The 6,469-nt window shown below is 64.4% G+C and carries 6 protein-coding genes and 1 tRNA gene; 4 read left to right on the top strand and 3 right to left on the bottom strand.

Going from position 1 to position 6,469, the window contains the following annotated elements:
• Positions 1-34: 34 nt before the first annotated feature.
• From LJE63_11315 to LJE63_11305, 3 genes are all read right to left on the bottom strand, one after another.
• Positions 35-111: transfer RNA gene (locus LJE63_11315), tRNA-Lys, on the bottom strand.
• A gap of 82 nt (positions 112-193) precedes the next feature.
• The gene (locus LJE63_11310) at positions 194-955 is read right to left on the bottom strand and encodes an RNA 2'-phosphotransferase (GenBank protein ID MCG6907194.1); all 762 of its coding nucleotides are present in this window, start codon (positions 953-955) and stop codon (positions 194-196) included.
• A 120-nt stretch (positions 956-1,075) separates the two neighbouring features.
• Positions 1,076-1,918, bottom strand: coding sequence for an RNA polymerase subunit sigma (locus tag LJE63_11305; protein ID MCG6907193.1), 843 nt, complete (start codon positions 1,916-1,918; stop codon positions 1,076-1,078).
• A gap of 347 nt (positions 1,919-2,265) precedes the next feature.
• Here LJE63_11305 and mpl point away from each other — a divergent pair, with 347 nt between their 5' ends.
• From mpl to LJE63_11285, 4 genes are all read left to right on the top strand, one after another.
• Entirely contained in the window at positions 2,266-3,690 is a 1,425-nt protein-coding gene (gene mpl / locus LJE63_11300) for a UDP-N-acetylmuramate:L-alanyl-gamma-D-glutamyl-meso-diaminopimelate ligase (GenBank protein MCG6907192.1), read from the top strand.
• Positions 3,691-3,880: 190 nt separating this feature from the next.
• On the top strand, positions 3,881-4,819 hold the full coding sequence (locus tag LJE63_11295; protein MCG6907191.1) for a biotin--[acetyl-CoA-carboxylase] ligase: 939 nt from the start codon (positions 3,881-3,883) through the stop codon (positions 4,817-4,819).
• Between the two features lie 2 nt (positions 4,820-4,821).
• Positions 4,822-5,346, top strand: coding sequence for a biotin transporter BioY (locus LJE63_11290; protein ID MCG6907190.1), 525 nt, complete (start codon positions 4,822-4,824; stop codon positions 5,344-5,346).
• 553 nt (positions 5,347-5,899) lie between these two features.
• A partial coding sequence (locus LJE63_11285; protein MCG6907189.1) for an energy-coupling factor ABC transporter ATP-binding protein occupies positions 5,900-6,469 on the top strand: 570 nt, incomplete at its 3' end.

Below are 6,469 nucleotides of genomic sequence, written 5' to 3'. Positions count from 1 at the left end.
TACAGCGCGGCCGCTGTAACCCCTTGTTTTGGACTGGTGGGCCGTGAAGGAATCGAACCTTCAACCTACTGATTAAGAGTCAGGTGCTCTGCCTAGTTGAGCTAACGGCCCGTAGGTGTTCAATAAACGGATTCGGTTCGTAACAGTTTTAAAATCGCTTGTCAATTTTTTTTTGGTTCGGGGCTGAAACCCGCTACCGCCGCCATGGGAGCGGTTCACGCTCGCGCTTGGGCTTGCGGCGGTGTTTGCGCTCTTTTTTCCACTGCGGGTCGCCCTTACCCTGGCACCGGCCCGCCCCGGGAATGCCTGTCTGCGGGTCAAACGCGACGATGAAGCTGCCGGCCAGGCCGCGGGGTTTGCCATCGGCCTGTGGCTCGCGAGCGGCAGCGCCCTTTGGCGGCTTGGGCAGTGGGGGGCCGATGAAACAGCCGGCTGCAATGCCGTCCGCCAGAAAAAGCCCCTCACCGGCCTGCAGGAAAACGGCTCCCGCAGCCATGGCTTTGCCAACCTGGACGGTGAGCAGGACCGGGTCGGCGTCACGGCGGCGCCCCAGCCGCAGGGCCATTCCGCGATCCGCCGCCAGGACGATCGGAGGGAAGCCGGCCGAGGCGATCCCCTGCTGGTGGACATGGGGGTAGGCCTTGCGGCGAACGCAGGTGTAAAGCAGCTTGGGGGGCTGAGGTGCCGCCACCGGCGACCTGAGGTGGGAGCGGTCCACTGCGCGAATGCGGTTTTCCACGACTTCCACCGGGGAATCGGCTTCGGTGGCCAGGAGATGGGTGATGCTGGCCCAGCGCACATGCCGCCAACCGTCTTCTTCGTTGAAGGCCTTGAGTAGTTCCTTGATGGGGACAAACCCGTCCGGAGCGGGCACCAGCCCGAATTCATCCGGCCGGCGGCCCAGCATGTAGGCCAGCATCCGACCGAGCGGTTTGGAAGAGTTGGATCTGGTCATGGGGTGTCTGACGTCCCTGGTGGGTATGGGTGAACCGGAAGCGGGGTCGGGATCGGAAATTGCCGTCTAAAGCGCCGCTTGACCCCTCGCCCGCCATTTTTCGGGGGCGACCGGGGGGCTTTACGGTTTGCCGCCCCCAGCACCCGCCTGCAGCAAATCTGCGATCTCGGGCAGCACACGGCCGCTTGGGCCCCGGCAGAAAAAGCCGCGCCCGCCGGACAGGGCCAGACGTGAAAAATGGTTCGCCGCGACATTGACATCCACCAGAATCCCGTCCCTGCTGCGCACCACCTGGGCCACCTGGTTGGGCAGGTTGGTGGCACCGGAAGTCCCCACGGTAATCAGCAGATCGGTTGCAGCGGCCGCCCGCAGGGCGCTTTCAAAGCGATAGTAGGTTTCATCGTAGTACTCGTCGAACCAGAGTACGTGGGGCCGCGTCCACCCCCTGCACTGCGGGCAACGCAACAGCTCGCGGTCCGCCGCAGTCAGCTTCGCGCCCCGGGCCTTGCCCCCGACGGCCGCCGGGATGGGCAGCGGAGCCTTGCCGCACTCACCGGCACAGCGCATCAAAAAGACGTTGCCGTGAATCTGCAGCGTTCGCGCCGGACTGTTGCCGGCCCGCAGGTGCAGCCCGTCGACGTTTTGGGTGATCAGGGTGAAGCGATCCCCGAACACTCGTTCAATCTTAACCAGCGCGTGGTGGCCCGGGTTGGGTGAGGCCGCCCGGCAGACCCCCAGGCGGTAAAGGTACCAGGCCCAAACCTCATCGGGGGTGCGACGAAACATCTGCAGGGTGGCCATTTCCTGGGGGTGATATTCCACCGCCCCCACGCTCCAGTAGCCCTCCGGGCCTCTGAAGGTGGGAATGCCGCTTTCGGCGGAAATCCCCGCACCGCTAAGTAACGTAATGCGCCCGCCACTGCTTGCAAAATCGTTTAAAACCTGCTTAAGCTCTGCGTCCATCCACCCCTCCTTGCAGCCATTGGCGCTGCGGCTGCAAAGCCGCCGGGCTGGGCTGCGGGCCAAGGGTTTGTCGCGCGCCGGCAGCGACGCTCCCCGGAAGCCGATCAATGCCGGCGACCGTTCAGGGAGCCATGCCGCCGCTACCACCGCCCAAGGCCTGGCAAAAGGTTGTTGGGGGTTCCAATTGATCCACTATAAATGGAAAAACTTCCCGGTTCAACCGATACCCTCAGGGATCCACGGCAGCGCATGTATTGACCCAAGCGGGTGACCGAACCGTCCCCTTGCCCGCCGCCAGCGGCCCGCAACAGGCGTCGCCGGGTTTTAAAACCGACAGGAAAATCACCGTGAAACCATCCCAGCCCCAGACCATTCCCGCCGCTGTGCGCAGGATCCACCTGATTGCCGTCTGTGGTACCGCCATGGGCGCCCTGGCGGCCATGCTCAAAGAGAGCGGCTACCTCGTGAGCGGCTCGGATCACAAAGTCTACCCCCCCATCAGCGTCTTTCTGGCCGAAAAGGGGATTGCCGTGGCCGACGGCTTCGACCCCGCCAACATCTCCGACAACACCGATCTGGTGGTGGTGGGCAACGCCGTCAGCCGCGACAACCCCGAGGTGGAGCGCATGCTGGCCCTGGGGGTGCCCTACTGCTCAATGCCCCAGGCGCTCAACCACTTCTTTGCCGCCGGCAAGGCCCCCGTGGTGGTCACCGGCACCCATGGCAAGACCACCACCTCGGCGATGATCGCCTGGATCCTGCACGCCGCCGGGTTGGACCCGACCTTCATGATCGGAGGCATCCTGCGGAATTTCGACAGCAATTACCGCCTCGGGCGGGGGACGGCCATCGTCTTGGAAGGCGACGAGTACGACACCGCCTTTTTCGACAAAGGCCCCAAATTCCTGCACTACATCCCCCAGTTGGCGGTGCTCACGAGCATTGAATTCGACCACGCCGATATTTTCCGCGACCTGGACCACGTTAAATCGGCATTTGACCGTCTTCTGGACCAAATTCCCCCTCAGAGCACGCTGATCGCCTACGATGCGGACCCCAACGTGGCCAGCCTGCTGGCCGGCCGGCGCTGCCGCATCGCACGCTACGGCCGTGAACCGGACTCCCCCTGGCGCTTGGGCGCCGTCAGCCTGCAGCCACCCCAAACACGCTTTGAGGTCTTTAAAAACGGGCAATTTTACGGCTCTTTTGAAAGCGACCTGCCCGGCGGGCACAACCTGCTCAACCTGCTGGCCAGCATTGCGGTCGCCGACCAGCTCGGCATCCCCGCCGCGACCACGGCCGACGCCATCGCCAGTTTCAAGGGCGCCAAGCGACGCCAGGAAATCCGCGGGCGCAAAAACGGCATCACCGTGATCGACGATTTCGCCCACCACCCCACGGCGGTGCGGGAAACCATCCAGGCCGTCAGACCGCACTACCCCGCCGGACGGCTGATCGCGGTTTTCGAACCGCGCACCAACTCCAGCATGCGGCGCGTCTTTCAGCAGGCCTACGCCCAGGCTTTCGACGGCGCCGACCTGATCTGCATCCGCCAGCCGCCCCTCTTGCACAAGGTACCCGCAGACGACCGCTTTTCCTCGCGCCAACTGGTGGACGACCTGTGCGGCCGGGGCAAACCGGCCCACTTCTTCCCGGACACCGACGCCATCATCGCCTTCCTGGCCCGCAACGCACGTCCGGGCGATGCCATCCTGGTAATGTCAAACGGCGGCTTTGACGACATCCACACCCGGCTGCTGGACGCCCTGTGAGCCGCGAAGCGGCAGACTTTCAGCCCCGACCGAACGGCGAGCCAACCTTCTGCGGCGGCATCGGCCGCAGGCGGGGCTTTTTTTTCGCGTTGACAACCCGCCCCTTTTTCGTTAACCATCACCCATCTGAAGGCTAACCAAACTCCGCCCAAGGCCTTAAGGCCACAACCCCAGAAGACGATGGGCGCCCATGAAAGGACAGATTCTGACCACCCTGCGCGCCGCCGAGACCGTGGTCTCCGGCGAGACCCTCAGTCAGGCCATGGGCGTCAGCCGGGTGACCGTCTGGAAGCACATCCGCAAACTCCAGGAGGCCGGCTACCCGATCAGCGCCGGCCCCACGGGCTACCGCCTGACGGGTGACCCGGACGCCCTCTACCCCTGGGAGTTTCCGGGGCGCGAGAAAACGCTCCACTACCACCCTCGGGTGGACTCCACCATGAACGTGGCGCGCACGCTGGCGCGTGCGGGCTGCCCGCACATGACGGTGGTGGTGGCGGGCTGCCAGCAGCGCGGCCGCGGCCGCCTGCAGCGGGTGTGGCGCTCGACCGAGGGCGGGCTCTACTTTACCATCGTATTGCGCCCCGAGCTGCCGCCGGTGCTGGCGCACCGCGCCAATTTCGCCGCATCCCTGGTGCTCGCCCGCACCCTCCAAAAGCTTTACGGGGTGCCGGCCAAGGTCAAGTGGCCCAACGACATCCTGGTGGCCGAGCGCAAGCTTTGCGGGATGCTCTCGGAGATGGAGGCCGAAGGCGACCTGGCGGCCTTCATCAACATCGGCATCGGCATTAACGTCAACCACGACCCGTCCGCCGACGAACCCATGGCCACATCCCTGGCGACCCTGCTGGGCCGCCCGGTTTCCCGCCGCGAGCTGCTGGCCTGCTTTCTCGACAGCCTCGAGCACCGGCTCCAGCAACCGGAACTGGCGGATGTCATCGCCGAGTGGAAAACCCAGAGTGCCACCCTCGGTCGCCGGGTGCGCATCGTCACCACCCGCGAAACCGCCGAGGGTCTCGCCCGGGATGTGGACGAAAACGGCGCCCTGATTCTGGAGGACAACGCCGGGGCGGTGCGCAAAATCATCTATGGTGACTGTTTTCACCACCTGTCGCGAGGGACTGCCTGAATATGGCCAAAAACTTGCGCATGACGGTTTACACCGCCCTGATGGCGGCCCTGATGGCGGCCGGGGCGTATATCGTTATCCCGGTGGGACCGGTGCCCATCGTTCTCCAGAACCTGTTCATCATGCTGGCGGGCCTGCTCCTGGGGCCACGCTGGGGAACGGCCAGCGTGGGACTCTACCTGCTGGCCGGGGCCTTCGGACTGCCGGTTTTTGCCGGCGGCAGCGGCGGGCTGGCAAAGTATGCCGGCCCCACCGGCGGCTACCTTGTGGGGTTTCTGCCGGCGGTCTACCTGATCGGTCTGATCTCCCGTCGGCACGGCCGGCGGGCCTTCTGGGACGTGCTGGCCATGGTGCTCGGGACGGCGGTGATCTATGCCCTGGGCGCCACCTGGCTGAAGGTCTGGACCCAGCTGAGCTTCGAGAAGGCCCTGGCCACCGGCGTGCTGCCCTTCTTAATCGGCGACGCCCTCAAGATTGCGGCCGCGGTGCCCATCGCGCGCGCCCTGCGGCCGGTGGTCCGCGGCTAGCAAAGTTTGACAGTTCCGTGAAAAGCCCAATTTCCGCGTTGCGCTGCGTCTCGAAGTCGCTGCGGCGTAGATGAATACGCCTCACGCCGCTGAGATTTGCGCGCCGTAGTTTGGGATTCTAAGGAAATCAACCGCCAATCCCCGCAGATAGGGCGTTTTTCAAAGACCACAGCCGGATTTTGATCGCCTGGTGCAGCAGGCGTTTTATGTCCCGTCGTCCCGGGCCGAGCATCGCAGCAGCCGGCGATAAAAGCCCTGTGGCTGTTTGAGCGCAAGCGAGTTCCACACAGGGCCCGCCGGCTGCGAGAAGCGCAGGGCAGCCCGAAGGGCCCCGGGAGGCGGGCGGCTTCTTTTGGTTCGTTTTCTTGTCCGCACAAGAAAATGAACACAGACCAATGGGAGTTGTAAATCCCGGTCTATTACCGGGACGCCGGGCAAAGTTCCTTTCTGACAAACACCGTAGCGCGGGGTAAAATGCTTTTTTCGAAACCGTCTTGTTCTTGTCTTTTACCGGTTCATCAAGTTTGGCATTTCCCCGCAGATGGAGAAGGCGGTGGATATCATCACCATCGAAAATCTCAGCCATCGCTTTGCCGACGGCCGCATCGGCCTGCAGGCCGTTGACCTCGCCATCGCGGCCGGCAGCTTCGTCGTGATCTGCGGCCCCAACGGTTCCGGCAAGACCACCCTGCTGCGGCACTTAAACGGGCTGCTGCACCCCACCACGGGCAGCGTGACCGTCGACGGGGTGGCGGTGGCGGCCGATCTGCGGCGCGCCCGGCAGCGGGTGGGGATGGTCTTTCAAGATGCCGACAGCCAGATCGTGGGCGAAACGGTCTATGACGATGTGGCCTTCGGGCCGGAAAACCTGAAACTGACGGGCGCCGAAATCCACCGGCGGGTGCGCCGGGCATTGGCCGACGTGGGTCTGGAGGGCTTTGCCGACCAGAGCCCGCACCACCTTTCGGGCGGGGAGAAGCGGCGTCTGGCCATCGCCGGGGTCCTGGCGATGGGGCCGCGGGTGATCGTTTTCGACGAACCCTTTTCGAACCTCGACTTTCCCGGCGTCAAACAGGTGCTGGGGCAGATCGTGACCCTGCACCGCAAGGGTCACACGGTTCTG

This window comes from Desulfobacteraceae bacterium, from assembly GCA_022340425.1.
GTDB lineage: Bacteria > Desulfobacterota > Desulfobacteria > Desulfobacterales > JAABRJ01 > JAABRJ01.
This window is presented reverse-complemented; position numbering and strand designations above follow the sequence as displayed.

What these genes read in the sequence shown, in the direction of transcription:
- LJE63_11310 (MCG6907194.1), bottom strand. Translation starts at nt 955, where the DNA reads ATGACCAGATCCAACTCTTCCAAACCGCTCGGTCGGATGCTGGCCTAC.
- LJE63_11295 (MCG6907191.1), top strand. Translation starts at nt 3,881, where the DNA reads ATGAAAGGACAGATTCTGACCACCCTGCGCGCCGCCGAGACCGTGGTC.
- LJE63_11305 (MCG6907193.1), bottom strand. Translation starts at nt 1,918, where the DNA reads ATGGACGCAGAGCTTAAGCAGGTTTTAAACGATTTTGCAAGCAGTGGC.
- LJE63_11290 (MCG6907190.1), top strand. Translation starts at nt 4,822, where the DNA reads ATGGCCAAAAACTTGCGCATGACGGTTTACACCGCCCTGATGGCGGCC.